We start from the raw sequence: 23,517 nt of genomic DNA, 5'->3' as shown, positions 1-23,517 counted from the left end.
AATTGTTACGCATCTCACAAATCTGAGCAGGTTTGTTAGCACGAGGCGCACACCGATGCCCGCAATCTATGACTAGGGTTATTCAGGCACCCGCCTATTCAGGCAGGGCTCTTCACAGTTCGCAGACAAAGGAAAGGAGCGTCGCGTGTCGACTCTCACTTTGACCCTCGGCCGGCCCACGCTCGCCGACACCGTCTTTTCTCGTAGCCTCGCCACTGACATCACGCTCGTTGCCGCCGGCGCCGCTCTGACTGCTGTAATGGCCCAGGTTGTTGTCCCGCTGTACCCCGTACCGATCACGGGCCAGACACTCGCGGTACTGCTTGTTGGTGCTTCGCTTGGTGCGACGCGTGGTGCGATCTCGATGACGCTGTATGCGCTGCTCGGCTTGGTTGGACTCCCCGTCTTCAGCGAAGCTTCTTCCGGAGTCAGCGTTCTTGCTGGCACCACCGGCGGCTACATCATCGGCTTCATCTTTGCTGCCGGCTTCACCGGCTGGCTTGCTCAGCGCGACTGGGACAAGAAGTTCCTCGGCGCTGCGCTCTCGTTCCTCGGTGGCACGGTTGTCACCTTCGCGTTCGGCCTCACGTGGCTTGCCATCGTGACCGGTGGAACACTCGAGCAGGTTCTCGCGTGGGGTCTCTACCCCTTCATCATCGGTGGACTCATCAAGGCCGGTATTGCCGCAGCCGTGATCCCCACCACGTGGAAGATCGCCACGAAGTTCTCGCGCAAGCAGGACTAACGCACGCTCCTTCAGTTTCACTAACCGGGTCGGTTTTGCTCAGGCAAACCGGCCCGGTTTTTTGCCCAGTTGGACTTAATGTACTCAGTTCAACAATAATTGAGTGTCTCGCACCCGAGCAGCATTCCTCCCCCACAAAAGGATCCACGTGAACGCGCCCCGCATCCTGTTCCTCCCCCTCTCGATAGCGGCCAGCGCCGCACTGCTTGCCGGCTGCACAGCGGCCAGCGAACCGGCTGCTGAGCCCGTTGACGGCGGCACGCTCGTGTACGCGACCGGGGATGCTGAGCCCGGCTGCCTCGACCCGCACGTCGGCGGCAACTACCCGCAGGGACTCATCAGCACCCAGTACCTCGAATCGCTCGTCTCGAAGAACAGCGACGGCGAGATCATCCCGTGGCTCGCCACCGACTGGATCGAGAGCGAAGACGGCCTCACGTGGGACTTCACTCTGCGTGACGATGTGAACTTCACCGACGGCACCCCCTTTGATGCTGAGGCCGTCAAAGCGAACATCGAGCACTTGAAAGACCCCGAAACCGCTTCCTCAACGGGCTACCTCGCCGTGGGCAAGATCGACGGCATCGAAGCCGTCGCCGCCGATCAGGTGCGCTTCACCCTGTCGGCGCCAGACAGCGCGCTACTCGAATCGTTCTCGCAGCCGTGGGTGAGCATCCAGTCCCCTACCGCGCTCGAACGCGACCAAGCCACCAACTGTGAGAGCCCTGTGGGAACCGGACCCTTCATCGTGACCGATTGGGTCAAGCAGCAGTCGATCACCCTCGAACGCAACGAGGACTACAACTCGGCTCCCGCTGACGCCGAGCACACCGGTGCGGCCCGTCTCGACGCTATTGAGTGGCGCTTCATTCCGGATGCCGCCACCCGCTATGCCGCCCTCCAGTCGGGCGACGTTGACGTGATCGATAACGCGCAGCCCAACAACATCTCGTCCGCCGCCGACGTGGCCACCATCGAAGAACTCGATGCACCGCGCCCCGGCGCCGCCAACCGCATCGAACTGAACTCGGGCAAGGCACCGTTCGACGACATCCGGGTGCGCGAAGCCTTCATCCGGTCTGTGGATGTAAACCCTGGAATCGAGAGCTTGTTCTTTGGAACGGCCGAGCGTTCGTATTCGGTGCTCTCGAGCGTCGAAGCCGCGGGCACCTCGACCCCTGACGTGTTCACCACCGACCCGGAGGCAGCTAAGACCCTGCTCGACGAGGCAGGCTGGGACACGATCGACTCCGACGGGTACCGCACGAAAGACGGCGAGCGCCTGAGCCTGACGTTCCCGATCAGCACAAACCAGTCGATCCCCGCTGAGCAGTCACTGTTTGAGCAGATTCAGGCTTCCGCTAAGGACGTCGGTTTTGAGGTCATTCTGCAGCCGACAGATTTGTCGTCCTGGTATGGCGCTCTGTTCACGAACGAGTACAACCTCGTGAGCGCTCCGTACACGAAGGTCGGCGCTGACGTGCTGCGCATCCTGTACCACTCCGATTCGATCATTCCGGCGCCGAGCGGCTACTACGCGAACCTGGCCCAGCTGAGTGACCCCGCCCTCGATGCCCTCCTCACGACGGCCAGCGAAACATCGGATGCCAGCGAGCGCCAAGACCTGTACGCCGAGGCTCAGTCGATCATTGTTGACGGTTTCTATGTTCTGCCCCTCTATGACCAGCAGAACCACTACCTCTACAGCACGAATGTTGAGGGATTCCGGGCGTTGCCTCCCGTGGCAGCGCCAACGTTCTACGATGCGTGGTTGAGTAACTAGAGGAACGCCCTCTGTGACGGTTTCGACTGACGCTCCTGCAGTAGCGAGTGTCTCCACCCCAGCGACCCGATTGCGGTCGCTGGGGTGGATCGCGCGCCGCGTTGGCGGCGGTGTGTTTGTGCTGTGGGCTGTTGCGACGGTCATCTTCTTTGCTCTGCGTCTGATTCCGGGCGATCCGGTGGATGCGATTCTGGGTGGGCCGGGTTCGCAAGCGTCTGCCGAAGCCGTGGCCCAGATTCGCACCGACTATGGCCTCGACCAGCCGCTGATCGTTCAGTATTTTCTGGCGATGGGCAAGCTCGCGGTCGCCGACTTCGGCACGTCATACGCGCTCAAGGTGGCAGTGGCTCCTTATGTACTGACGCAACTCTGGTCAACGCTCGTGCTCACGCTGGCCTCCCTCGTAATGGCCTGGCTTGGCGCCCTTGCCCTCACGCTGGCTACGAGCGGTCGCGGTCGCGTTGCGCGCGCGTTGGGGTCCGGGCTCGAACTCTTGGCGGCTGCCGTTCCCCATTTTTGGTTGGCATCGCTGCTCATCATTCTGCTGAGCAATACGTTGCATTGGCTTCCCCCGATTAGCGTCCCCGGCCCCCTCGGTCTTGTTCTGCCCGTGCTCACCCTTGCTCTGCCCCTCACCGGCTTCCTCGGCCAAGTGATGCGCGAATCCCTCACCAACGCCTACGAACAACCCTTCGTGCTCTCGGCGCGGGCACGCGGCGAAAGCGAATGGGGTGTGCGACTTCGTCACGTGCTGCGCCACGCAGCCCTTCCCGGCATCTCCCTCTCCGGCTGGGCCTTCGGCTCGCTCCTGAGCGGCGCCGTTGTCGTCGAGACAATCTTCGCGCGGCCGGGCCTCGGCAGAACCCTCCTCAGTGCCGTCACCATCCGCGACATTCCCGTCGTCACCGCCGTCGCCCTGCTCTCGGCACTGACCTTCATCATCGTCACGATCGCAACGGATGTCGTTGACCGCATCGTCGACCCTCGCGTAACGGAGGTGGCAGCACGATGACCGAAATCTTGGCTGGCCGACTTTCGCAGCCTGCACGGCGCGCTCCCGGCATCCGGGGCCGCGGCGGTTGGCTTCGCAACACGGGCGTCATCATCGCTCTGGCCGTGCTTGCGCTTATTCTCACGGCCGCTCTCGCTCCGCAGCTCATCACGACCGCTGACCCGGATGCTGTTGCCCCCGCCGAAGCGTTCCAGTCACCATCGGCTGCCCACTTTTTCGGCACCGATGAGTCGGGTCGCGATGTGTACACGCGCGTTGTCTTCGGAGCCGGAAACTCGCTGCTCATCGGAATTGCCGCCACCGCGGTCGGGCTAGGCCTTGCGCTCATTCTCGGCCTGCTGGGCGGTCTCGGCAGCAGACTCGGCGACTTCGTCAGCACCCGCCTCGTTGAGGTCATGTTTGCTCTTCCCGGCCTGCTACTCGCGCTCGTCTTCATCGCGATCGCCGGGCCCGGAGTGGTCACCTCGACCGTGGCGGTGGGCCTCTCGACTGCGCCCGGCTATGCGCGCATCATCCGCAGCCAACTGCGCAGCGTTCGCAGTGCCAGCTACGTGGAGGCCGCCACAGTTCTCGGCCATTCGCGAGCGCGCATCGTGTGGCAGCACATTCTGCCCGGAGCGCTCTCGCCGATCTTTGTGCTCGGCACCCTCGGCGTTGGCCAAGCGATTGTCTGGGCGTCCTCGCTCGGCTTTCTCGGGCTCGGCGTCGCCCCGCCCGCCGCCGAATGGGGCGCGATGCTCTCGAGCGGTCGCACCTACATCGACGTCGCCTGGTGGCTCACCGTCTTCCCCGGTCTGGCTATTGTCGCAACCGCCGCATCGTTCACCGTGCTCGGCCGCGCCCTCAACGCCCGCACCCGCCAGGAGGCCCGCGGATGACCGCCACCCCGCTCCTGCGTGTGAGCAACCTCAGCGTGCACTTCGACCGCGCCGCCCGCCCGGCCGTTGACGATGTCAGCTTCGAGGTCGCCGCCGGAGAATGCCTCGCCATCGTCGGAGAATCGGGATCAGGCAAGAGCGTCACAGCCCGTTCCCTGCTCGGGCTTGCGCCCGCCGGAGCCCACGTGAGCTTCAGCGAATTGAGTCTGGCGGGAGAAAGCCTTCCGGCACCCGGTGCTCGACGGTGGCGAACGATTCGCGGAGCATCCATTGGGCTGGTGTTGCAGGATGCGCTCGTGTCACTCGACCCGCTGCGCCCGGTCGGCCGCGAAATCGATGATGTGCTGCGGCTACACACCACCCTCAGCCAGCGCGAACGTCAGGCTCGTGTGCTTGAGCTGCTCGATGCCGTGGGCATTCCCGATCCTGCGCTGCGAGCCCGGCAACGCTCCGGCGAACTCTCGGGCGGGCTGCGCCAACGCGCCCTCATCGCTGCCGGAATCGCGGCCGGCCCTGCCCTCATCATCGCCGACGAACCCACGACCGCTCTCGATGTCACGGTGCAAGCGCGCGTGCTCGAGTTGCTGTCGTCGTTGCGCAACAACGGCACCGCCATGATCCTCATCACCCACGATTTGGCCGTTGTCTCTCGCGTCGCCGACCGCGTGGCCGTAATGAGCGAAGGCCGCATTGTGGAAACCGGTGAAACGAAGGGCTTGCTGCGAGCGCCGGCGACAGTGCCGACCCAGCAGTTGCTCGCAGCCATTCCGGTTGACGTTCCGCGCGCTATTCCTCTGACGCTGCCATCGGATGCCGAAGCCGTCACACTCCCCAACACTTCCGCGAGCGCCAGAGCTGCTGCCACGGCTACCGCCGCCGCTTCCTCGGTACCCGCGCTCGAACTGCGCGGAGTATCTCGCCGCTATCCCACCCCACACGGGGCGGCGATTCAAGCGCTCGACAACGTTTCTCTCACCCTCGCTTCCGGCACCACTCTGGGCCTTGTCGGCCAGTCTGGCTCCGGCAAAACCACCATCGCGCGCATCGCCCTTGGCCTGGAGACAGCGGACAGCGGCGAAGTGCTGCTCGCCGGCCAGGAGTGGGGGTCGCTGAGTGCCCGCGAGCGCCGACCGCTGCGTCCAACGCTGGGTGCGATCTATCAGGATGCCTTGAGCTCCTTCGATCCTCGCTTGAGCGTCGAGCGCATCCTCACCGATGCGTTGAGCGCTGGAGCATCCGCGAACCACCAGTCACTGACGACGCCAGATGAACTACTCGATGCTGTCGGTCTGCCTCGCGCGGTGAAGAACCGTCGCCCGCTGCTCTTATCGGGCGGCCAGCGCCAGCGGGTGGCAATTGCTCGCGCGCTCGCGCCGGGGCCGCAGACGATCCTCTGCGACGAGCCGGTGTCGTCACTGGATGTTTCCACTCAGGCTCGCGTGCTGAATCTGCTCGACGAGCTGCAGCGCCACCTTCACCTCAGCTATCTCTTCATCTCTCACGACCTTGGGGTGATTCGCCACATGAGCGATCGGGTGGCCGTCATCAACGAGGGCCGCATTGTGGAGACGGGCCCGACGGATGAAATCTTTATCGCACCACAGCATCCGTATACCCGGTCGTTAATTGCGGCTCTCCCGCGAGTGAGAGGATGATGCGGTGACACCTCCCCGCACTCCCACCCGTGGTCGCCCACCCGCTGCGTCCCGCGAACTCCTGCAAGAGGCTGCCTTCGAGTTGTTTATCGAGAGCGGCTACACCGGCACCACCGTCGATCAGATCGCTACCCGTGCCGGGGTGAGCCGCAATACGTTCTTCAACTATTTCGACGCTAAAGGCGAAGTATTTTGGGTCGAGCTGGATGCCGCGACCGAGCGGCTAAGGGTGGCGCTGGCTGATCAGCCGACCGACACCGGCGACGCGTCATCCGCCCCGCTCGCTATCCGTCAGGCGATGCTGCGTTCGCTGACCGAGCTGGAATCGCGCCACGTGCCTTTTGTGCTCACCCAGTACGACCTGATTGGCAGCGCGACGGAGCTGCAGGCGTCAGCAATGAGCCGCTTTGCGACGCAGGCTCGCCTACTGAGTGGCTTCCTCGAGCGCCACGGGGTGGATGCGGCGACCGCGCGCACGCAGGCCTACGCTCTCATCGCATGTGTCGTCTCGGCTGCGCAAGAGTGGGCCAATGCCGGTCCGCAGCGCGGACGGCTCGAACCCTTCGTGAACCGTGCGTTCGACACCGCGCTGGCACCTCTCTCACCACACGATCGCTGAGCTGCGCGGTTGCTGAGATCCTCTCGACAGGGTCGAAGCGCGGGGTTAGGCTTCAGCCACGCTGGACTGCTTGCATGATCCCCCATCTTGGAGCTAAGCCATGAGTGACGATCAACCAACCAAACGTTTCGATGCGCAGAATGGTGACGCGCCCACGGTGCGGTTTGAGCCGGCGGGAGCAGCACCACCTCCGGGTGGCGGTGAGCCTCCGGTCGGGCCTCCGGTCGATCCTCCGTCATCGCCGGAACCCAAGTCGCGCAAGCTGCTCATCATCTTGTCGATCATTGGCGGGGTGCTGCTGATCGCAGTCGTCATCATGCTGACGTTGCTGTTCTCTCGCGGGTCTGGCGGCGACATCACGCCAGTGCCAACGGAAAGCCCTTCGGCCACACCGAGCGAGACTCCCACGCCCAGCACTTCTGCCACGGAGGAAGCAGAGCCGACTGCTGAGCCGACGACTGCTCCGCCGCCCGCAACCGCGAGTCCGTCATTCGCCACCTTCAGCGCGCCCACCAGCGCAAACTGCACCGCTGCGAACCCCACAAGTCAGCTCACTTTTGCCTGGAGCAGCGCCAACGCAACCATGGCGTGGTTTGGGGTGCGCACCACCAACGCTAAGGAGGAGCCGTATGAAGAGGTTCCCACCACCGCGAAGTACACCTTCGACTACCAGTGCAGCAACGAGACTGAGATTTACACGGTGACGCTCGAGGATGCGGCGGGAAACCTCACCCACAAAACGGTCACAGTGACAAAGAACTAGACGTCCTCGCGCGGCGCAACCTCATGCGACGCCGTCCGTTACGATTGGTACTACACCTCACACTCAGGCACCTCTTCTTTGACTCGGTGCCGCACATATCGAACCGGAGAAATTATGTCGTCGAGCGTTCCCGAAAAGCCTGCCCTAGAAGGTCTCGAAGACAAATGGGCTCCCGTGTGGGAGAACGAAGGCACCTACCGGTTCGATCGCCAGAAGGCGCTCACCGATGGTTCTGACTGCGTATTCTCGGTCGACACTCCCCCGCCGACGGCATCCGGAAGCCTGCACATTGGCCACGTCTTCAGCTACACCCACATGGACTTGGTTACTCGCTTCCAGCGCATGCGTGGCAAGGAGATTTTCTACCCGATGGGGTGGGATGACAATGGTCTGCCCACCGAGCGTCGGGTTCAGAACTACTACGGTGTGCGCTGCGACCCCACGCTCCCCTATGACGAAGGCTTCGAGCCTCCTCAGCAGGGTGGCGAAGGCAAGTCAACAAAGGCTGCCGCGCAGTTGCCCATTTCTCGTCGCAACTTCGTTCAGTTGTGCGAGACGCTGACCGCCGAAGACGAGAAGCAGTTCGAAGACCTCTGGCGCCAGCTTGGTTTGAGCGTTGACTGGAACCTCACCTACCGCACCATCGGTGACGACGCTCAGCGTGCTGCTCAGCGTGCATTCTTGCGCAACCTTGACCGTGGCGAGGCCTACCAGGCGTTCGCTCCGACGTTGTGGGATGTCACGTTCCGCACCGCTGTTGCGCAGGCCGAGCTCGAAGACAAAGAGCAGCCTGCCGCCTACCACCGTCTTGCTTTCCACCAGGCGGATGGCGACGACATCCACATTGAGACGACGCGCCCCGAGCTTCTACCGGCGTGTGTTGCGCTCGTGGCTCACCCCGATGACGAGCGTTACAAGCACCTCTTCGGCACGATGGTCACGACGCCGATCTTCGGTGTTGAGGTTCCGATCCTGGCCCACCACCTTGCTCAGCAAGACAAGGGTTCCGGAATCGCGATGATTTGCACCTTCGGTGATGTCACTGACGTTGTCTGGTGGCGCGAGCTCGATCTGCCGAACCGCACCATCATCGGTGCCGACGGTCGCATCATTGCCGACGCCCCCGATGTCATCGCGGGCGACGCCGCTCAGGCTGCCTATGCAGAACTCGCGGGCAAGACGGTCTTCAGCGCGAAGGCCGCCATGGTCGCTCTGCTCAAGGAGTCTGGCGAAATGATCGGCGACGCGAAGCCGATTCAGCACCAGGTGAAGTTCTTCGAAAAGGGCGACAAGCCTCTCGAGATCATTTCGACGCGCCAGTGGTACATCACTAATGGTGCCCGCGATGAGAAGCTGCGCAGCCGCCTTCTTGAGGCCGGTAAGCAGATCAACTTCACCCCCGACCACATGCGTGTTCGCTACGACAACTGGGTTGGTGGCCTCACGGGCGACTGGCTCATTTCGCGCCAGCGCTTCTTCGGTGTGCCGATCCCCGTCTGGTACGAGCTCGATGCCGACGGCGAAAAGGGTGCCCCTATCGTTCCGAGCGAGGCTTCGCTGCCGATCGACCCGTCCTCAGACACTGCTCCCGGCTACACGGAAGACCAGCGTGGTGTTCCCGGTGGCTTCGAGGGCGAACTCGACATCATGGACACCTGGGCGACCTCGTCGTTGACCCCACAGATTGCCGGTGGTTGGGAGACCGACCCCGAGCTCTTCGACGTGGTCTTCCCCTACTCGCTGCGCAGTCAGGGCCAAGACATCATTCGTACGTGGTTGTTCTCGACCGCGCTGCGCTCCGAACTCGAGCACGGAACGGTGCCGTGGAAGAACGCCGGCATCTCCGGCTTCATCGTCGACCCCGACCGCAAAAAGATGTCGAAGTCGAAGGGCAACGTTGTTACACCTAAGGGCATGCTCGACGACCACGGTTCGGATGCGGTTCGCTACTGGGCAGCATCCAGTCGCCTCGGTACTGACGCGGCGTTTGACCCGCAGAACCCGAAGCAGATCAAGATCGGTCGCCGACTCGCGATCAAGGTCCTGAACGCGTCGAAGTTCGTTTACTCGTTCCCGGCGCCCACTGTTGCTGCGGGCTCGACTGCCGTCGTTACCGAAGCGCTCGACCTCGAAATGCTCGCCGAGCTAGCGTCGGTCGTTGACCAGGCCACCACGGCTCTGGAGAACTTTGATCATGCCAAGGCACTTGAAACCACCGAGAAGTTCTTCTGGACCTTCTGCGACGACTACCTCGAGCTCGTGAAGGAACGTGCCTATGGCGCCGGAACTCCCGAAGCCCAGGCGAGTGCCAACCGTGCGTTGCACACCGCCATTGACGTGTTCTTGCGTCTCTTCGCGCCCTACCTCCCCTTCGCTACCGAAGAGGTCTGGCGCTGGTCGCACGACACCTCAGTGCACTCCGCGTCGTGGCCGACCGCCGACGAACTCGGTGTTACAGCAGAGCCGAGCGGGCTGTTCCACGCGGTTAGCCAAGCGCTCATCAGCATCCGTCGCGCTAAAACAGACGCGAAGGCTTCGCAGAAGACTGAAGTGACCTCGGCTACCCTCGCGGGCCCAGCCCTGATCGCTGCCGCCATCGACGATTTGAAGGCTGTGGGCCGCATCCACGACCTCACGATTGTTGAAGCGGAAGAGATTGAGGTTCGCGACATCGTTTTGGTTGAGGCAGCACCCGAAGCTTCGGCCTAAAGTCCGGCAAAGGGTTCGGCGTCGAGTTCGGCGTCGAACCCCAAAACCGCGTATTGTTGAGTAAATGACGAACTCAGAGAAGCCTTCGTACACCGTTCGCGATATTCAAGAAGCCGATTTCGAAGTCTGGAAAGATCACTTCGTCAATTACGGAGTTTTCTACGAAACCGAGTTCACCGATGCCATCGTTCAGGGTGTCTGGGAATGGCTCATGGATGACTCAGCACAACTCAACGCAGTCGTTGCTGTAGCCCCTGAGGGCGCACCCGATCCCGGACTTGTGTGTGCCTTTGGTCTCTACCGTCGCCTGCCCGACACGTTCACTGCTTCGTGGGGTTGGTTCATGGATGACCTTTACGTTGACCCTGAGCACCGTGGCGCCGGAGTTGCCGGAACGATCATCGATGACATCGCTGCCCGTGCAGCAGAAGATGGTGGCGGAAAGCTCCGCTGGATCACCAACAAAGAGAATGACAGCGCGAAGCGCCTCTACGACAAGGTCGCGGACCGCACGTCGTGGATCTTGTACGAAAAGAGCGTGTAGTGCAGCTCGGCACACGATGGTCGGTCGGCGCAGCGGTGCCCGAACGTCTTTCCGCAGAAATGCGCGAAGCGATTGCCGGCGTTGAAGCGGATGTCGCTCACCTCGATACGAGCGCGTGGCGTTGGACGCTCACCTGGCTTGAATCGCGCCCGGTCGCAGAACTGGACGATGGCACCACCGTGCGCCAAGGTGCCGATGGCAGCGTTTCCGTAGAAGAAGCTGCTTCCTAGCTCCTAGCTCCTAGCCACATTGATTGTTGCCCGCTCCGCGCCAGTGCTTACGCACTCGTCAGCCCGGAGCGAGCAACACCTGGTCTTGTGGATAGTTGAGCACCACAATCGCCCCAGATGTTTAGCGTCGTAGTATGCGCCAACCGAATCTCCTACGACTGTCGATTGGCGCCCTCCTCCTCGCCACGTTGAGTGGCTGCGTGCCCTCCGACGCGAGTACCGCACCTGCGCCAACCTCAACCTTCGTCGCGCCCTACGCGACCGACGAAGAAGCGCTGGCTGCGGCTGAAGAGGCTTATGCGGAATACACGCGGGTGATTGGGGAGGTATTGCAGGACGGCGGGGCAGATGCGTCGCGTCTAGAAACCGTTGCAGCGGGGACGTTTCTTGAAGCATCAGTTAAAGGGCTAGAGGAATTCGCAGAGAAAGGTGGTCGCGCGACCGGGAGCGTTCTCAACAGCGGATTCGAACTTCAAAGGTATTCCCCCACGGGCAGCACAGCCGAGGTAATCACTGTGTACTTGTGCGCGAATTTCTCGAACTTGGCGCTTCAAGACAAAGACGGAAATTCCCTTGTTGCAGAGGATCGACCTGACGAGTCGACGATGCAGGTCACATTCGATTTTGACGCTGAGCGACAGTTACTCCTCGTCTCCGACGTCCAAGTTTGGAACGCCGGAGAGTGTTAAGGAATTTGGCCTCTGCGTCCGTCGTGACGCTATTCAGCATGTCTCTGATCCTCACAGGAGCTGTAAGCGCTTTTGCGGATGAGTCCGGTTGCGGAGCGCTTTCGTTCTATGACGGCAGCTGCCCGTCGTATGACGTAGGCGATCAAAGTATTGATCTCAGTGGTTCAACCGAGATTACAGGCTCAGGCGACGGAAACTTCGACTCCGGCTACGAGGCTGACGGCGTCGCCTACATTCCCGTCGACGATGAGCTCGACAGCGTCGAGGAAGCCTGGTGCGACATCCAACGCATCGAGTGCGTGCCGTGGACTCCACCGGCCGAGGACGCCGACGGCGAGACCGGCCCCATAACGATCTCTGACATCGCCAGCTTTCGCCCACAAGCCCCCGCCGCAGGCATGCAACCCAACCAGTGGATGATCGTCGGACTCGACACCAACTTCTACGCAACGACATCCGCCCATATTGTTGACGGCACCCTCTTCGGCGGCACCGCCCAAGTCAGATTCACGCCCGCCTCCTACAACTGGGACTACGGCGACGGCAGCACCGCAACCACTAGCAACCCCGGCAAAACCTGGGCCAAGTACCGGATCACCGAGTTTGATCCCACGCCCACCAGCCACGTTTTCGAAGAACCCGGCAATTACACCATCACCCTCGCCGTCACCTATGCCGCCGAATACCGTGTCGCCGGCAGCAGTTGGCAGAACGTCGTCGGCACCCTCACCATCGTCGCGCCGCCCCTCACCGCCACAGCAGGGCACGCCACCACAGTGCTCGTCGACCAAGACTGCATCGCCAACCCCACCGGAATCGGCTGCTAAACGCGCGCCAGGATCTCCCCGTGCGGCATCGCCATCCATCCCTCAGCCGAATCAGCCCACTCACGCCACGCACTGCTGATCTGCTGCAACACATCCTGCGTCGCCAACGACTTGCTCAGAGCGTCCTCGGCGAAAGCCGATTCCAGCACTCGCGCCTCCCACATGCTGCCCCACCACTCCCGGTCGACTCCGTCGGAAAAGTTCCAGATCGATGCCGACGTCGTGACGTCAGCCAATCCCGCCTGCAGAGCCCACGACTTCAGCCGCCGGCCCGCATTCGGCTCTCCCCCATTGCTGCGGTGTACGGCGTCGTACACATCAGCCCAGACCTTCAGCCCCGGCAACTCGGGAAAGCAAATGGTGCCCGCATAATCGACATCACGCACCGCAATGAGCCCACCCGGCTTGGCAACCCGCTTCATCTCCACAAGAGCCGCGACCGGATCACCCAAATGCTGCAGAGTCTGATGCGAATGCACGAGATCGAAACTGTTGTCATCGAACGGCAGCGCATACGCATCACCCACGATGAAGCTCAGGTTGTCGGCAGTGAAAGCCGACGCTTTTTCGATCGCTGCGGGAGCGGCATCCAGCCCCACAACACGGCCAGGAGCGAGCCGCTCCGCAAACTCAGCAGTGATCGTGCCCGGCCCACACCCAATATCGAGCAACGAGAGCCCCGCCTCAAGGTGGGGCTCGAAGTACGCGGCCGAGTTAGCGATCGTGCGCCACGTGTGAGACTTCAAAACACTTTCGTGATGGCCGTGGGTATATCGCTCGCTCGTCATCTTCCGAGAATAGGGTAGATGAATGACCAATCCTTTCTTTGAGCCCAGCACCCTGCCGTTCGGCATGCCACCCTTTGCCGACATCGAAGATGAGCACTTCGCGCCCGCCTTCGACAAAGGCATGGCAGAGCAGCTCGCAGAGATTGAAGCGATCACCTCGCAGCCAGACACGCCCACGTTCGAGAACACGACGATCCCGCTTGAAAAGAGCGGTCAGCTGCTCAACCGAGTCGCCACCGTGTTCTTCAACAAGACGTCCGCCGACGGCGATGCAGCCTCGGATGCACTCGAAGAGGTCATCGCTCCTCAACTTGCCGCGCACAATGACGCCATCAGCCTCAACAGCGCGCTCTACGAACGCATCAGCAGCATCAATGAAGGACTCGACGACACCGAGTTGGATGCCGAAGCTCGCTACCTTGTTGAGCGCTATTTCACCGAGTTCACCCTTGCCGGTGCCGGCCTCTCCGAAGATGCCAAAGCGACCTTGCGCGACTACAACTCACGGCTATCGACCCTCACCACGAAGTTCGAAAAGAACCTGCTTGCCGACACCAACGATCTTGCGATCGTGGTTGACAGCATCCAGGAACTTGATGGTCTTGAACCGTCAGAGATTTCTGCGGCTGCCAGTGCAGCCAACGATCGTGGACTCACGGGCAAATACCTCATCACTCTCATTCTGCCCACGAACCAGCCACACCTGTCGGTGTTGAAGAACGCCGACGTTCGGGGCCGTGTTTTGGCAGCATCGCGCTCGCGCGGCATCCGTGGTGGCACGTTCGACAACCGCGCGCTCGTGCTCGAGATTGCGAAGGTACGTTCGCAGCGTGCAGCCCTTCTTGGCTACGAAAGCCACGCCGCTTGGGTCACCGCCGATGAGACCGCCCAGACGCCTCAGCGAGTCGCGGACATGCTTGGCAAGCTCGCTCCGGCCGCGGCACGCAACGCGCGAGAGGAACATGCCGCGTTGGAGAAGCTTGCGGGCGCTGAGGTAACCGCAGCTGACTGGGCGTTCTATGCCGAGAAGGTGCGGGCCGAGCAGTACAACGTCGACACCACCCAGATGCGTCCCTACTTTGAGGCCGAGCGCGTGCTGCGCGACGGAGTGTTCTTTGCGGCGACCCAGCTGTACGGCGTTACCTTCACCGAACGTCGCGACCTGCCGGCGTACCACCCCGACGTGCGCGTCTTCGAGGTCACGAACGAGGATGGCAGCGAGGTCGGCCTCTACACTCTCGATCTCTACACGCGCGACTCCAAGCGCGGCGGAGCGTGGATGAACTCGCTCATCTCGCAGTCGGACCTCCTCGGGCATCCGGTCATCGTCACCAACAATCTCAATGTGCCGAAGCCTGCTGCTGGCGAAACGACGCTCCTCACCTACGACGAGGTCAACACGCTGTTCCACGAGTTTGGCCACGCGCTGCACGGCCTGTTCGCTCGCGTGACGTACCCCAAGTTTGCCGGAACCAACACCTACCGCGACTTTGTTGAGTTCCCCAGCCAAGTCAACGAAATGTGGATGCTCTGGCCCGAGGTTCTCGACAACTACGCCAAGCACTACGAGACCGGTGAACCCATGCCGCGCGAGATTGTGGAGCGCATTCAGGCCAGCGCCGCGTTCAATGAGGGGTTCCTCACGAGCGAATACCTCGCTGCCGCCCTCATCGACCAGGCTTGGCACCGCATAGCTGCCGACGACAACGTGACGGATGTCGCAGCGTTTGAAGCGCAGGCGCTGGCTGAGGTCGGCCTCGACAACGCCGCGGTGCCACCCCGGTACTCGAGCACCTACTTTCAGCACATCTTCGCGAACTCGGCCTATGACGCCGGCTACTACTCCTACATTTGGAGTGAAGTGTTGGACGCCGACACGGTCGAGTGGTTCACCGAAAACGGTGGGCTCACCCGCGCCAACGGCGACCGCTTCCGTTCGCGACTCCTCGGTGTGGGCGGCGCTAAGAACCCGCTCGAGGCGTTCCGCGATTTCCGCGGCCGTGACGCCGAATTGCAGCCTTTGTTGAACCGTCGCGGGCTGAACTAGCCACCGCAGCACCGCTACTGCGCCGGGCGCCCCAAGTGGGCGCCCAGTCACGCCAGAAACGCGGCAGCCTTTTCGGAGACTGCCGCGTTTTTTGCACCACAACCGCGAGAATTCAAGGGACGTATTGTCCGAAACTCCTACCAAAACCGCACGTGTGGACGATTTATTGTGCTCGCTCCACAAAAATTGGTGAAAACCTTTCGCGAACCCCCTGTAGTCGTGCACAATAGTGCGGGTCGCGCTTGTCGCGCCCCCTCAGTCTTAGACGTCGCCTAGCACGGTGTCCTGAGGGCGATCTCTTCGCAGCTTCCCCCGAATTCGGCTGCGATGCATTTGCCCGGTGCGATCGCCCTCAGGAACACCACTTCAGGTCTCGTTCGCGAACGTAAACTTCAGTCGTTCCCAGGCCTCAGCGCGCACATACACAGGCACCTGCTCCCACGGCACTGCGCGAGTATCGACGCTGCCACCCTCAACCCGTTCGCCAGTGAACGCGTACACCCAGTCACCACGAGGAAGAGTCGCCGTGTGATCGGTGGCGCCCTCGTCAGTCACGGGCGATACGAGAATGTCGCGCCCGAGCATCCACTGCAACGGTTGCCCCCAAAGGCGCTCGTCGTCAGGCCAGTCGAAGAACAGCGGCCGCATGACGTTCGTGCCAGCAGAAACGGCCCACTCACTTTCGGCGGTGAGGTACGGCACGAGACGTTCACGCAGTTCGACGATGCTGCGACTCATCTCGAGAACGCGCGCATCCCCCGATTGCTCGGCGATGTTCCAGGGCGTTCGGTCACGACTCGGCGATCGGTGATGATTGAACTCCGAGTGGTACTGCATAATCGGCACGAAGGCCGCGGCAGCGAGTGAACGAACGTAGAGCTCTGCCGTGGGCACGTCGCCACTGAAACCAGCGAGATCCCAGCCCCAATAGAGGATGCCGCACGCGCTCGCATTGAGCCCGGCAAACAGCGACCAGCGGAAGGCATCCCACGTAGAGTTCTCATCTCCGGCCCAGAAGGCACCGTGCGCTTGTGATCCGGTGTACCCGGCGCGCGAGAACGTCACTGGCGCTTTGCCAGCACTCTTGAGGAGATCGCCGTAGGCGCGGGCGTAGTGCACCGGGAAGGTGTTGTTCTTTTCGTCACCACGGCGGCCATCCTGATAGTGAAGTTCGGAACCCCACGCATGCTCGCCACCGTCAGTTTTGAAACCGTCAACACCCAGATCCTCGACGAGGTAACGACGCTTCTCCGTCCACCACTGAGCTGAACGATCGTCGGTGAGGTCAGGCATCAGCGACAGCGGAAACCACCAACCACGATTGCGGTACGGCTTGAGCGCACCGCGCGGCGTCTCATCCTGAATCAGCACGTTCTCTCGCTGCGCTGCCTCGGCGTCGAACCGAGCTTGACCCACGGGATGGGGGCGCATCTTGATGAGCGGAATCTGCCACAGCAGCACGCGCACATCGCGATCATGCAACTCGTCGATCATGCCTTTCGGGTCAGGCCAGGCACCTTCTGCGGGAAAACTGAAGTCGTTGAGCCTCAGCGGCCCACCGTTCGCATTCGGCGCATACTGCGCATCCCGCCACACCGTGAAGGTGCTCTCATCGCTCCACGCCTCAATAACCACAGACCCGACCGGGATGCCGTGCTCCCGATGCGCATCCATCTGACGCATGACCTCGGCTTGAGTGTTCCATTCGTTGCCGCTCGCCCACAAACGGTGAACCCAGCTCGGCAACACTTCGGGACGGCCGACCTCAGCGAGAAACTGATCGAGCACCGTCGCCGGAGTTCCCGCATAGCCACCAACCGACAGCACGTCGGATGCGTCGCTGGGCGAATCAACCTCGGATTCGATCCACAACATCCCGGCATCGCTGTCGGCTACGTCAAACCACACACGTCTGCTGGTGCGCACATGGAAACCCCAACCGCGTCCCCCAATAACGTGAGCAAACGGCATCGGCAGATACGTCTTGCGTTCGGCACCCTGAGACTTGTACTGCTCGAAAACAACCGAATCAAGGCGTGCACCGCGCTGGTCGAGGGCATCAAAACGTTCACCGAACCCGGAGACGTGCTCACGCTCGTCGAGCCGCAGCGCGAACCGAACCCGGTGGATGCGTTCGCCGTCGTCGAGAACAGTGGTGCTGCCGGTGACATGACCAACCGCCTCGTCAGCGGCGACGATCGAATCGGGCGCAGTGCGCCATCCGGCCACTCGCACGTCGAACCACCGAGTGGACTGCGATCGCGGGGCCGCCGTTGGGCCACCGACGAACCGATAGCGATACTGCGCCGCTGCGGTGAGTGCAGAAACATCAACAGCGAATCCGGTGCTCGCTCGTGCCAGTTTCGCTTGCGCCGACGCGAGGTGTCCGCCGTCGACGGCTTGGCCCCGCGAGCGCTGCTGCACTCGTTCGAGGGCGAAGTCGGTGACCGACTCTCCGTCATCCCATTCGAGAGTGACAACGTCGACATCCGCTGTTGCACGAACTCCCAGGCGCAGAGCTTCGCCGGCAATCGGAAGGGCGGGGTGACGCTGCTCAGTGTCAACTGAGTACGGATGCCCCGAGCCCAGTGGTCTATGTCTCAGCACTAGTCGGTCTCGCTTTCATTTCCGTGACGGGCTTCGGTGGTGGCTAACGACGCCATCGGGGGTGCGGGCGGCACGTACACGCCAATCTCGACGGCGAGGCGAACGTACATCGCGTGGCTCCAGAGCAGCGGTGTGGCCACGCTCCCCCAGCGTTCACGCCATTCCGCGACTCGGCTGGGGTCAAGCAGGTCATCGTCGACCTGCTCGGGCAGGAAATTATCTGTGGTCACGGTCTCCGCCGCCCACTGCAGCTGGCTACGTGCGCGTGCGGTATTGCCTCCGGCTGCGAAGGCCAAGCCGAGCATGCAACTCAGTAGTGGCCATTGGCCCCCGCCGTAGAACGTGTCGCCGAGGTAGCGGTGCACACCGCCGTCAACGGTGAGGTCGTGATCGATCTGGGCTACGGTCACCCTGGCAAGGGTCCGTGAGCCGTCGACAACCGCCAGCGGAGAGATGAGGGCAGCAAGGGAGCCGTCTACGGCATCCGATCCCAGCCATTTGACGAGGTGGCCGTCACGAACACCGTCCGTCTCGATCAGTTCGCGAGCAGCACTCGCTGCAGCTCTGGCACGGGTGGCGACGTCGACCGAGAGCACCTCAGTGGATGCCGCAGCACTCAGCCCGGCAATGACGCAGCCGAGCGTTGAAACGTGACGTTCGGTCTCAAACTCTTCCCACCAGTCGAAGCAGGGGCGCTCCCACGTCGCGAGCAGATAGCGGACGGAAAGCTCAATGCCTTCACGCCACCGATCGAGATCGAGATCGTGTCGTTGAGTATGGGCTACGACCGCCCACACCCATGTGCCGTAGCCGTCGGTTTGAAAGTCCCACCAGTCGTCGTCGCCCTCGGCGCCATCGAAGGTGAAACGGGTAGCAAGCATCTGGGAGTTGTCGAGCGGAGTGCCCGCCGCCTCGGCTCGCTCGATGGTCTCGATCTGGCCCCGCCGAGCGATAAGGATGCTCGCACACCAGTCGAAGAATCGTGATGCGGAATCGATCGCGTTGGCGCTCGACATTCCATCAGCGATGAAGGCGCCGTCGCGGAACCAGGAGTAGCCGGTGTACGCCGAAAAGGTGGGGCTCGCAGGGTACGCACCGCTGGGGTGCTGCAGCGCCGAGATCAGCTCGACGCTGTGCGCTGCGAGAGACGCGAGGGACTCGTCGTCCGGGCGTGAAGTCATGAAGTGCCCTCCTGGGCCAGCTGGGAGGGAGGCCCACCCCGCGTGAACGGGATGAGCCTCACTCGGGAGACGTGCTATCCGATTACTGCGTTGATGCGTTCTTCAGCACTGGCCAGAGCGTCAGCGACTGACTTGCGCCCGGCTTGTGCTTCGATCAGTTCCTCGGTCACGATGTCTTGCATCTCTTGCTGGCCGTTCTCGACGAGCGGGGTGAGCGCAATCGAGTCGAGCGAGTCAAAGACCGCCTGACGGTTAGCCGGGGTGTCCTTGGTGAGGTAGACGGCGAGCTGGTCTTCGTCACTTGTCGGCGGCAGTTCCCAACCGCTGTCGAGACGGACATCGATCATTGTCTGGGACGACGTCAAGAACTCTGCAAACGCCGTCGCTTCGGCAATGTGGTCGGATGCTGCTGACACACCTACCGCGTTGGAGAACACTGCGCTGGCCTGTTGGGTATTTCCGGGCTCTACGGCAATGTCCCACGTGAATGGTGCGTCGGCGAGGGCGCCGAAGACCCAAATGCCGGAGTGCATCATGCCGAGCTTGCCCTCAAGGAACAGGTTGGTGTCGAAGTCTGCTGTGCCCTGTCCCTCTTCAATCGTGGGCATCACCGTGCCGCTCTTGTCGGTGAGCCACTCGGCTGCCTCGATGCCCGCGGGCGTGTTGAACGCTACGGAGGTTCCGTCGTCACTCAAGAACGATGCACCGTTCTGGTCGAGCACTTTGTAGAACTCGTAGAACGACACAGGCTGGTGGTCGCCCCAGGTTCCGCTAGCGGAATCGGTGAGAGCGTCAGCAGCTGCCTGTTCGTCAGCCCAGGTCCAGTCACTCGTCGGGTAGTCGAGTCCGGCCGCATCGAAGAGGTCAGCGTTGTAATAGAGCACAACATCGGAGAACGAACTGGGTAGTCCATAGCTCGTGCCATCAACGGCATAGGCGTCGATGAGCGACTCACGGTATGACTCGGGGTTAGTCACTTCGAGAGGGGCGAGCGAACCGCTCGATGCCAATTGTGGGAAGAAGTCGTAGTTGGTGTCTACGACATCCGCCACTGTTCCGGCCGCGAGGTCTGTTTGCAAGGTTGTGAAGTAGTCACCGTAGGGAAGCGTGGTGATGTCAACGGTGATGGTGGGGTTCTCCGCCTCGAACGCATCAACAATCGTCTGCAGGTTGTCTTCGTTTCCGCCGGCAGAGGTGAAGTTCGAGTACGTGATGGTGACGGGGCCGTCTTCGCTGGCGGGCTCGGAGGCGCACGCACTCAAGAGCAGTGCTGAGACGCCGACGATTCCTCCCGCAGCAAGTAGTGAACGTTTCATGCTAGATATCTCCTTTGATGTCACGTGATGATTGGATCTCTGGTGTCCCGGGGCCTTACTTGATCCCTGAGCTTGCGACGCCCTGAATGATGTACTTTTGGGCGAAAATGTAGAGCGCGAGCATCGGCAATATGCTCACGATCGAGCCGGCCATCACGACGTCCCACGCGGTCGTGTATTGACCTTGAAGTCCCGCTAGAGCGATCGGCAGGGTCTGCAACTCGGGTGAGCGCAGCACGACGAGTGGCCACAAAAACGCGTTCCAGCTGCTCATGAAGGCGAACACGGTGAGGGTGGCGAGAGCCGGCCGGATGTTGGGGAGAATGATTTGCGTGAACACCCGAAAGTGACCGGCGCCGTCGAGCTTCGCGGCCTCGTCGAGTTCCCGCGGAACCTGGTTCACCGCCTGGCGAAGCAAGAAGATTCCGAAAGCGCTCGCAAACGTCGGGAGCAGCGCACCGAGGTACGTGTTGAGCAGCCCGAATGCTTTGAGCTCAGCAAACAGCGGCACGATGAGCACTTGCAGCGGAATCATCATCGTCGCGAGGTAGACCGCGAAGATAACGCCGCGGCCGCGGAATGGCAGTCGACTAAACGCATACGCTGCGGTGGCGCTCGTGAAGAGTTGCGCCAGCGTGGTCACGAGGGCGAGCCCGACGCTGTTCGCAACGACGCGACCGAAGGGACGCTCAGTGAACAGCGTTCGGTACGCCTCGAATGATGGGTTTTCCGGCCACAGCTGGGGAGCGATAGAAAATCCAGCGCCCGGAGTGATTGAGGTGATGAACGTCCACAGAAAGGGGAAGAACATCGCGATCGCGCCAGCAATGACGACAACATGCAAGACGATCATCCTGGGGCGAGTGCGCGGCGATTTAGCCATAGTGAACCCACCTCTTTTGTCCAATAATTTGAATCACAGTGACCGCGAGGATCACGATAAAGAGCAACCACGAGAGGGCGGATGCTTCGCCCGCAGCGCCATAGCGGAACGTGAGGTCGTAAATCTGCTGAACGACCACTTGCGTAGATCCGCCCGGTCCGCCACCCGTCATTGCATAGACCTGGTCGAAGACTTGGAAGCCGTTGATGAGTGAAATCACCACGACGAAGAACGTGCTGGGGCTCAGCATCGGAATCGTGACGTTCCGGAATCGGCTCCAGGCGCCAGCACCGTCCACCTTGGCGGCGTCATACAGATCAGGGTTAATCGTCTGCAGCCCCGCCAGCAGAATCACCATCACGAAGCCGAGGTCTTTCCACGAGCTGGCAAGGATGATCGAGATCATTGCCCAGTCGGGGTCTGTCCACCAGCCCGGGCCGTCAATGCCAAACCAGCCAAGCGCGAGGTTGACGACACCATTGTTGGGGTTGAGAAGCCAGCGCCACACGATGGCCACGGCAATCCAACTCGTGACAACCGGCAGAAAGTAGATTCCCCGCCAGAGGGACCGACCCTTCAGGGCTTGATTGAGTGCGAGCGCTAGCGCCAATCCGCCGATGTAGACGAGGGGAAGGTATCCGGCGATGTAACCGATTGTGTGGAGGAAGACTTCCCCGGTGCGTTCGTCGGCGAGGAGTGAACGATAGTTCTCCCATCCGATGAATTCCATGGGAGTGATGAGATTCCACTCGGTGAAGCTAATCCAGGCGGCCGCAACCATGGGTCCGAGCACGAAGAGAGTCAGTGGGATGGCACTCGGCAGCAGGAAGGCGAGCACTGTCAGTACATAGCCTGCACTGGCGCGCGGCTTTTTCCTGCTTCGTGGCGCACGCGACGGTGGGGGCACCGTTGGCGCGTGGAGGGCGGTCGGCAGAACCATCAGGAGTTCTCCTGCGGAGACGCCTGCTGCACAAGACGCTGACGGACCAGGTCGCCTTGCTCGCCGGCGATGCCTTCGGCGTCGAACGGAGTCGCGAGCACGAGAGTCGCAGCGCCCTGCGCCCAGCTGGCGTCTTGCCAGGTCTCAACCGCAACGGGAACACCGCGCCGAGCAGGCATGAGCGCAGCACGGAAGGCCGGCTCAAAGCCATAGGACCAGTGCCCCCAGTCTGCAGTGCCCTCCCCCAGCAGGATCACAATCTCAGGGTCAAGAACATGCACGAGACCCGCAATTGCTCGACCAAGCAGGTGCCCGGCCTCGCCGAAGACAGCGATGGCGTCGGCATTGCCGCGATCTGCCGCGTCGCGAAGTGCCGCAATTCCCGCTCCGGGAGCGATGATTTCGCGATTGCGCGCCGTCGCGACAAGTGCGCCCTCTGAGACAAAGGTCTCGAGGCATCCGGTGTTTCCGCACGTGCAGCGGGGACCGCTGTCGCGCACGGGAATATGACCGATCTCTCCCGCGCCGCCGCCAAAGCCACGGACGATGAGACCGTCGATCACGATTGCGGCGCCGATTCCCGTTCCGATCGTCACGGCAAGAAAGTTGCGGTGACGACGGCCGAGACCGTAAAGACGCTCCGCCATCGCGAGAGCGTTCACGTTGTTTTCGACGAGTACTGGCAACCCCAGCTCCCGACGCAGCGTGGCCCCGATCGGCACGTTGTTCCACTTCAGCTGGGTGGAACTCACCACTCCGGCGGCTTGCGAATCAACAGAGCCGGGAACACCGACGCCAATGCCGAGGAGCGGTGCCGACGAGCCGCCAGCGATGAACGAGCGAAGCAGCCCAGCAAGTGTCATGAGCATCGTGGTGGCTGACGCGTCGAACGGTTCGCTCGCCGTCCGCAGCACGATGCCATCGATTCCGACCTCGACGAAAGCCACATGATCGGAGGCCACCTTCACGCCAACCGCGCGCCCCGCACTGGAGACGAGGCCGAGCATCCGCGCCGGTCGTCCGCCCTGTGACGGCTGGTGCTCAAGCTCCCGCAAGAGACCGTCGTGGAGCAAGTCTTTGGTGAGTTGCGTCATGAGAGCCGGTGAGAGGCTCAGCGTGCGAGCAAGCTCAGCACGGGATGCCGGACCGTGTGCACCCAGGTGAGCAAGGATTGCTGACCGGTTTACATCGGTACGTGCCATCGGACGAATCGCCATTGGTTCCCCTTAGTTCAGGACTAAACAAACCATAGAATTAAGTACGGGCAAATGTCAATGGCGCGAGACCACACGCCTGCAAAC

At 62.0% G+C, this 23,517-nt stretch carries 20 protein-coding genes; 13 read left to right on the top strand and 7 right to left on the bottom strand.

Annotation, left to right across the window (positions count from 1 at the left end; all coding sequences use genetic code 11):
• Window positions 1-145: 145 nt before the first annotated feature.
• The 12 genes from I6E51_RS06810 (at window position 146) to I6E51_RS06755 (ending at window position 12,454) form a co-directional block, all read left to right on the top strand.
• Complete coding sequence (locus tag I6E51_RS06810) at window positions 146-745, top strand: biotin transporter BioY (protein WP_197105891.1); 600 nt, start codon at window positions 146-148, stop codon at window positions 743-745.
• A gap of 148 nt (window positions 746-893) precedes the next feature.
• Window positions 894-2,528: an ABC transporter substrate-binding protein gene (locus I6E51_RS06805; RefSeq protein ID WP_197109801.1), complete on the top strand. Its 1,635-nt coding sequence runs from the start codon at window positions 894-896 to the stop codon at window positions 2,526-2,528.
• Window positions 2,529-2,541: 13 nt separating this feature from the next.
• Complete coding sequence (locus I6E51_RS06800) at window positions 2,542-3,540, top strand: ABC transporter permease (protein WP_197109800.1); 999 nt, start codon at window positions 2,542-2,544, stop codon at window positions 3,538-3,540.
• Window positions 3,537-4,418: an ABC transporter permease gene (locus tag I6E51_RS06795; protein WP_197109799.1), complete on the top strand. Its 882-nt coding sequence runs from the start codon at window positions 3,537-3,539 to the stop codon at window positions 4,416-4,418. Before I6E51_RS06800 ends, I6E51_RS06795 begins: the two co-directional genes overlap by 4 nt.
• On the top strand, window positions 4,415-6,073 hold the full coding sequence (gene nikE / locus I6E51_RS06790; protein ID WP_197109798.1) for an ABC transporter ATP-binding protein: 1,659 nt from the start codon (window positions 4,415-4,417) through the stop codon (window positions 6,071-6,073). Before I6E51_RS06795 ends, nikE begins: the two co-directional genes overlap by 4 nt.
• Window positions 6,074-6,077: 4 nt before the next feature.
• The gene (locus I6E51_RS06785) at window positions 6,078-6,692 is read left to right on the top strand and encodes a TetR/AcrR family transcriptional regulator (protein WP_197109797.1); all 615 of its coding nucleotides are present in this window, start codon (window positions 6,078-6,080) and stop codon (window positions 6,690-6,692) included.
• A gap of 100 nt (window positions 6,693-6,792) precedes the next feature.
• Entirely contained in the window at window positions 6,793-7,455 is a 663-nt protein-coding gene (locus I6E51_RS06780) for a hypothetical protein (protein ID WP_197109796.1), read from the top strand.
• 114 nt (window positions 7,456-7,569) lie between these two features.
• Window positions 7,570-10,164, top strand: a complete 2,595-nt coding sequence (valS, locus tag I6E51_RS06775; protein ID WP_197109795.1) for a valine--tRNA ligase — start codon at window positions 7,570-7,572, stop codon at window positions 10,162-10,164.
• Window positions 10,165-10,228: 64 nt separating this feature from the next.
• Window positions 10,229-10,708, top strand: coding sequence for a GNAT family N-acetyltransferase (locus I6E51_RS06770; RefSeq protein WP_197105899.1), 480 nt, complete (start codon window positions 10,229-10,231; stop codon window positions 10,706-10,708).
• A complete protein-coding gene (locus I6E51_RS06765; RefSeq protein WP_197105900.1) occupies window positions 10,708-10,938 on the top strand; it encodes a hypothetical protein in 231 nt (76 codons plus the stop codon). Before I6E51_RS06770 ends, I6E51_RS06765 begins: the two co-directional genes overlap by 1 nt.
• A 134-nt stretch (window positions 10,939-11,072) precedes the next feature.
• Window positions 11,073-11,627, top strand: a complete 555-nt coding sequence (locus I6E51_RS06760; protein ID WP_197109794.1) for a hypothetical protein — start codon at window positions 11,073-11,075, stop codon at window positions 11,625-11,627.
• Window positions 11,628-11,665: 38 nt separating this feature from the next.
• The gene (locus I6E51_RS06755; RefSeq protein WP_231599678.1) at window positions 11,666-12,454 is read left to right on the top strand and encodes a PKD domain-containing protein; all 789 of its coding nucleotides are present in this window, start codon (window positions 11,666-11,668) and stop codon (window positions 12,452-12,454) included.
• Here the strand turns inward: I6E51_RS06755 and I6E51_RS06750 are convergent.
• The gene (locus tag I6E51_RS06750) at window positions 12,451-13,242 is read right to left on the bottom strand and encodes a class I SAM-dependent methyltransferase (protein WP_197109793.1); all 792 of its coding nucleotides are present in this window, start codon (window positions 13,240-13,242) and stop codon (window positions 12,451-12,453) included. The two genes, I6E51_RS06755 and I6E51_RS06750, sit on opposite strands and share 4 nt — an antisense overlap.
• 22 nt (window positions 13,243-13,264) lie before the next feature.
• Here I6E51_RS06750 and I6E51_RS06745 point away from each other — a divergent pair, with 22 nt between their 5' ends.
• On the top strand, window positions 13,265-15,289 hold the full coding sequence (locus I6E51_RS06745; RefSeq protein WP_197109792.1) for a M3 family metallopeptidase: 2,025 nt from the start codon (window positions 13,265-13,267) through the stop codon (window positions 15,287-15,289).
• Window positions 15,290-15,655: 366 nt separating this feature from the next.
• On the opposite strand, the gene I6E51_RS06740 is transcribed toward I6E51_RS06745, so the two are convergent.
• From I6E51_RS06740 to I6E51_RS06715, 6 genes are all read right to left on the bottom strand, one after another.
• Window positions 15,656-17,896 carry a TIM-barrel domain-containing protein gene (locus I6E51_RS06740; protein ID WP_197109791.1) on the bottom strand — a complete coding sequence of 747 codons (2,241 nt, stop codon included), beginning with the start codon at window positions 17,894-17,896 and terminating at the stop codon, window positions 15,656-15,658.
• Window positions 17,896-19,077: a glycoside hydrolase family 15 protein gene (locus I6E51_RS06735; protein ID WP_197109790.1), complete on the bottom strand. Its 1,182-nt coding sequence runs from the start codon at window positions 19,075-19,077 to the stop codon at window positions 17,896-17,898. Before I6E51_RS06735 ends, I6E51_RS06740 begins: the two co-directional genes overlap by 1 nt.
• Window positions 19,078-19,151: 74 nt before the next feature.
• Complete coding sequence (locus I6E51_RS06730; protein WP_197109789.1) at window positions 19,152-20,393, bottom strand: sugar ABC transporter substrate-binding protein; 1,242 nt, start codon at window positions 20,391-20,393, stop codon at window positions 19,152-19,154.
• A gap of 55 nt (window positions 20,394-20,448) precedes the next feature.
• The gene (locus I6E51_RS06725; protein WP_197105907.1) at window positions 20,449-21,276 is read right to left on the bottom strand and encodes a carbohydrate ABC transporter permease; all 828 of its coding nucleotides are present in this window, start codon (window positions 21,274-21,276) and stop codon (window positions 20,449-20,451) included.
• Complete coding sequence (locus I6E51_RS06720; protein WP_197109788.1) at window positions 21,269-22,216, bottom strand: carbohydrate ABC transporter permease; 948 nt, start codon at window positions 22,214-22,216, stop codon at window positions 21,269-21,271. Before I6E51_RS06720 ends, I6E51_RS06725 begins: the two co-directional genes overlap by 8 nt.
• Window positions 22,216-23,433, bottom strand: a complete 1,218-nt coding sequence (locus I6E51_RS06715) for an ROK family transcriptional regulator (RefSeq protein WP_197105909.1) — start codon at window positions 23,431-23,433, stop codon at window positions 22,216-22,218. The genes I6E51_RS06720 and I6E51_RS06715 overlap by 1 nt, the downstream gene beginning before the upstream one ends.
• Window positions 23,434-23,517 lie beyond the last annotated feature (84 nt).

Source organism: Salinibacterium sp. NSLL17, assembly GCF_015864935.1.
In the GTDB taxonomy this organism is placed as follows: domain Bacteria; phylum Actinomycetota; class Actinomycetes; order Actinomycetales; family Microbacteriaceae; genus Rhodoglobus.
The sequence above is the reverse complement of the archived record's forward strand: the minus strand, read 5'-3'. Positions and strand labels throughout refer to the sequence as shown.

Excerpts from the sequence above, each read along its gene's own strand:
- I6E51_RS06795 (WP_197109799.1), top strand. The coding sequence starts at position 3,537 with ATGACCGAAATCTTGGCTGGCCGACTTTCGCAGCCTGCACGGCGCGCT.
- nikE (WP_197109798.1), top strand. The coding sequence starts at position 4,415 with ATGACCGCCACCCCGCTCCTGCGTGTGAGCAACCTCAGCGTGCACTTC.
- I6E51_RS06780 (WP_197109796.1), top strand. The coding sequence starts at position 6,793 with ATGAGTGACGATCAACCAACCAAACGTTTCGATGCGCAGAATGGTGAC.
- valS (WP_197109795.1), top strand. The coding sequence starts at position 7,570 with ATGTCGTCGAGCGTTCCCGAAAAGCCTGCCCTAGAAGGTCTCGAAGAC.
- I6E51_RS06770 (WP_197105899.1), top strand. The coding sequence starts at position 10,229 with ATGACGAACTCAGAGAAGCCTTCGTACACCGTTCGCGATATTCAAGAA.
- I6E51_RS06760 (WP_197109794.1), top strand. The coding sequence starts at position 11,073 with ATGCGCCAACCGAATCTCCTACGACTGTCGATTGGCGCCCTCCTCCTC.
- I6E51_RS06755 (WP_231599678.1), top strand. The coding sequence starts at position 11,666 with ATGTCTCTGATCCTCACAGGAGCTGTAAGCGCTTTTGCGGATGAGTCC.
- I6E51_RS06750 (WP_197109793.1), bottom strand. The coding sequence starts at position 13,242 with ATGACGAGCGAGCGATATACCCACGGCCATCACGAAAGTGTTTTGAAG.
- I6E51_RS06745 (WP_197109792.1), top strand. The coding sequence starts at position 13,265 with ATGACCAATCCTTTCTTTGAGCCCAGCACCCTGCCGTTCGGCATGCCA.
- I6E51_RS06735 (WP_197109790.1), bottom strand. The coding sequence starts at position 19,077 with ATGACTTCACGCCCGGACGACGAGTCCCTCGCGTCTCTCGCAGCGCAC.
- I6E51_RS06730 (WP_197109789.1), bottom strand. The coding sequence starts at position 20,393 with ATGAAACGTTCACTACTTGCTGCGGGAGGAATCGTCGGCGTCTCAGCA.
- I6E51_RS06725 (WP_197105907.1), bottom strand. The coding sequence starts at position 21,276 with ATGGCTAAATCGCCGCGCACTCGCCCCAGGATGATCGTCTTGCATGTT.
- I6E51_RS06720 (WP_197109788.1), bottom strand. The coding sequence starts at position 22,216 with ATGGTTCTGCCGACCGCCCTCCACGCGCCAACGGTGCCCCCACCGTCG.
- I6E51_RS06715 (WP_197105909.1), bottom strand. The coding sequence starts at position 23,433 with ATGGCGATTCGTCCGATGGCACGTACCGATGTAAACCGGTCAGCAATC.